The organism is uncultured Thiothrix sp. (assembly GCF_937873765.1).
GTDB lineage: Bacteria > Pseudomonadota > Gammaproteobacteria > Thiotrichales > Thiotrichaceae > Thiolinea.
Genome location: NZ_CALMZC010000026.1, coordinates 1 through 3,185 on the forward strand (window position 1 = coordinate 1; position 3,185 = coordinate 3,185).

Here is a 3,185-nt window from a genome sequence, read left to right on the forward strand (position 1 = left end):
AAGGCAAAGAAATATCCAAAGCAATAATCTTCATAATTTCCTTTCTATGGCGATACCACTGCGCGCGAGAATAAAACTCTCGAAGATCATGACCCTCAGACCAAAGAAGAACAGCGCTACGAAGACGAAGCGGTAACTTTTCGAGGTCTTTAATTTCAGCGACTGCTTTCATATTTTGACTGAACTCTAATCCTGATAAGTAACTAGTATATACATCATCAAGAAACGATTCATTGCAATCTTGAACCCTTGAAATCCCTAATTTTGCTAATTCCATAGCCCTCAAAACCAACTCAACACGCAAAGCTGGATCAGCAAAATTAGTTACTGACTCCAAACATTGAGGATGAGAAGGATCAGAGTGTTTTGGCTTATGTGCATGTAACTCTAAACCCTTGGAATACATCTTCAAAGACCATCGCCTTGAGTTCTTACCCCAATACAATGTATCTCCAGAGAATTGGCCTTTACCCCTAGATTTTAAATTAGCAGAATCAGAGGCAGCTCTAATCCAAGCCAAAACACGCTGAGAGTTACCCAGATCATACATATTAGTAAGATCCAAACGGGTAAGACGACCTTGCAAACAAGTAAACCACAAATAATCAAGTGATCTAACTTCATGGGCAGAAAGAACTTGCGGAAGAATAGAGCTAAAACAAGAAAAAACCAGACCTAACAGATCACAAGAACCCCAAACATTATGACCTTGAAACCACTTAACAGGGTTGCCATCTAATCGAATGTGAGAACAAGTAAAATCTTTATGTTCACTACGAATCTGAATTCTTGAATCATGAGAGCCAAACACCTGCAATCGCTTCTCAACCTTCCAATCTAATTCACCATTGGGTTTAATACTGAGAACGTTACCGCCATTGATTGGTGTCGAATGCATATAGGGAATAATCACCTGTACCCAATCTATCATCATGAATTCAAATCCTTTTGAAGTGATGAAGAGATGCCAGTAGCAACATGAATACCATCTAACAAAGCACTCTGTAACTTAATCAAAGAAGTTTTTTTGTCCTGTTCTGCCATCTGCGTAGCTACAACTACAGAAGAAAAAACAGGAATCAATTCAGTAAAAAGCTTATGAATTACAGTGGTAGGAGTAACACCAGCGATCTTTGCATATGCCTTTAAAACCTCATACTCATCATCAGATAAAGTAAGACTAACTCTACGAGACACTTACAGACCCCTTAAGTTACTTTAAAATTAAAAAGTAACATTAAAAAACAGAACGCTAAAGCTTTAATTTATTATTTATTCATTATTTTTTTATGCCCCAGTCTCATAATGAGACAAAAGTGCAGTATTACTAAATACTGCACCCCTTCGGAGCAAACAAGAAACCCGAAGTAGAACGCATACCTATCACCCCACCCGAAACCTCCTCTTCACTGCTCCTCCTGCCCGTCGTCGCAGTTCGTGGGAGGTTTCGGGTGTTGGCTCATGTGTGTTGCAATGTGCTTACGTTATGTATACGGTTTTAGAAGGTCAGTTTTTTAATGTAGGTGCAAGATGAGTGTTTCTTACAATATCCGATTAGATGAAGATTTGAAGAATGAAGCCTTCGAGGTGTTTAAGCGTTATGGGATTAGTCCAGCGCAAGCAATCAAGATGTTTTTGAAGCTAACGGCTGAAACCAAGACGATTCCGATTAGTTTGAGTTACCAAGCAAATGCAATCACTTTAGAAGCGGTGCGAGAGTTGAAGGAAGGTAAAGGCAAGGTTTACGACAGTCTAGAAGCACTACTGGTGGATGCTAAGCATGAGGAAGTTTAAACCGAGTAAGGCTTTTAAGCGGGATATTAATAAGATCGGGATTAGTGAGCCTCTGGTAGAGGTGTTGTATCTATTAGCAAACGATCAAGCTTTACCCGAAAAGTACCGTGATCATGCGTTAAGTGGTGATTTACAGGGTTTTAGGGAATGTCATGTTAAGCCTGATTTGCTGTTGATTTATCAGCAAGTGGATGAGGTTTTAGAGTTAGTTCGCTTGGGTAGTCATTCGGAGTTGTTTTAAGAAAAAACTGTTTACAAGAGGGATTCGGCTAAAGCGCTCATCCCTCACCACTTCAAGCTTATTTCTTCTCAGTTAGCGTATTAAGTACCGATGAAGCTCCTTTCAGGAGCTAGCAAAGCATGAGATACCAACCACCGTTCAACGGATTATGCTAATCCGATGAACGATAGTTGACGCAATCAAAACTAAAAGACATCACCACTCAACAACTATATTTTGCGCAGCATAGAAAGAATTAGCGTTACTACAACGATGCTAGCAACTACCAGAATCACAACTGAACCCACACTAAAAGCATCTTGTTGGGCATCAGCTAAAGCCTCTTGAGAGTTAGTTACAATAAATTCAATACTAGCCAAACATGAAAGAGGCAGTACATTCAACAAAGCAAGTAAGCACCAACGCATAATAGAACTCCTAAAAAGTCCCACCTATGGGACTAACTTACAGTGTTACTTACAGTGTTACAAGACACTGTAAGTTTTCTTGGCCAATGGAATCCCCAGCAATTGGGAAGATAGATTGTTCAGTAGGTACGTTCAAATAAAGTTTGGACACCATACTACCATAGAGCCAATTCCAGCCCGTCCAAGGCGTTTCATAGCGTTTAAATGGATTACTCATAGCTAACTCCACAAGGTGTACAGATACGCTTAGAAGAAGAGGGAACATCAGGAAAAGGACAGGAATCTAAAAGCTGCTGAAAGCGGTTATCTAAAACATTCAGAGTATCCCCGAACTGTGAATCTTCTTCCATAAAGCATTCGCAGTTGAAAACAGCATGAAAAGCGTTTTGCAAAATAGCCAGTTGGGTATGCCAGCTATCTAATTCTCGAAAATAAGTAGGTACACTATGCGGTTGCATAAATTGACTCCTTAATAGTCAGTTTGTGAAGTCCTCTTTCAGTGTTGACGCACTGAAGGAGGGCGATTAAATAACTTTAAAACTCTAAATCACTCTTACAAGTTTAGGGCGAGCCGGAGGCTCAAAATAAAGTGGTGTTCCATATGCCCACTTAGGTACATCTAAAGGCTTAGCTTCAAGAACCGTAAACATCGGAATCACATTAGAAGCTTGAGAAATAGCTGCAGGACAAGGCAAAGAAATATCCAAAGCAATAATCTTCATAATTTCCTTTCTATGGCGATA

Annotated in this window: 8 protein-coding genes; 2 read left to right on the forward strand and 6 right to left on the reverse strand. The window is 39.8% G+C overall.

Annotated elements, in window-relative coordinates:
• The coding region (locus tag Q0307_RS07985) for a phage/plasmid replication protein, II/X family (protein ID WP_298659157.1) at positions 1–934 on the reverse strand (934 nt) is incomplete at its 3' end.
• Positions 931–1,197: a hypothetical protein gene (locus tag Q0307_RS07990; protein ID WP_298659160.1), complete on the reverse strand. Its 267-nt coding sequence runs from the start codon at positions 1,195–1,197 to the stop codon at positions 931–933. The genes Q0307_RS07985 and Q0307_RS07990, both read right to left, overlap by 4 nt.
• A 333-nt stretch (positions 1,198–1,530) precedes the next feature.
• Here Q0307_RS07990 and Q0307_RS07995 point away from each other — a divergent pair, with 333 nt between their 5' ends.
• Together Q0307_RS07995 and Q0307_RS08000 are read left to right on the forward strand one after the other, a co-directional pair.
• Positions 1,531–1,794, forward strand: a complete 264-nt coding sequence (locus Q0307_RS07995) for a type II toxin-antitoxin system RelB/DinJ family antitoxin (protein ID WP_298659163.1) — start codon at positions 1,531–1,533, stop codon at positions 1,792–1,794.
• Complete coding sequence (locus Q0307_RS08000; RefSeq protein WP_298659166.1) at positions 1,781–2,035, forward strand: type II toxin-antitoxin system YafQ family toxin; 255 nt, start codon at positions 1,781–1,783, stop codon at positions 2,033–2,035. The genes Q0307_RS07995 and Q0307_RS08000 overlap by 14 nt, the downstream gene beginning before the upstream one ends.
• 209 nt (positions 2,036–2,244) lie before the next feature.
• Here the strand turns inward: Q0307_RS08000 and Q0307_RS08005 are convergent, their stop codons facing one another.
• From Q0307_RS08005 to Q0307_RS08020, 4 genes are all read right to left on the reverse strand, one after another.
• Positions 2,245–2,442: a hypothetical protein gene (locus Q0307_RS08005; protein ID WP_298659169.1), complete on the reverse strand. Its 198-nt coding sequence runs from the start codon at positions 2,440–2,442 to the stop codon at positions 2,245–2,247.
• 49 nt (positions 2,443–2,491) lie between these two features.
• Positions 2,492–2,659, reverse strand: coding sequence for a hypothetical protein (locus tag Q0307_RS08010; RefSeq protein WP_298659172.1), 168 nt, complete (start codon positions 2,657–2,659; stop codon positions 2,492–2,494).
• A complete protein-coding gene (locus tag Q0307_RS08015) occupies positions 2,652–2,900 on the reverse strand; it encodes a hypothetical protein (protein ID WP_298659175.1) in 249 nt (82 codons plus the stop codon). The genes Q0307_RS08010 and Q0307_RS08015 overlap by 8 nt, the downstream gene beginning before the upstream one ends.
• Before the next feature lie 84 nt (positions 2,901–2,984).
• On the reverse strand, positions 2,985–3,185 hold a 201-nt coding region (locus Q0307_RS08020), incomplete at its 5' end, for a phage/plasmid replication protein (RefSeq protein WP_298659178.1).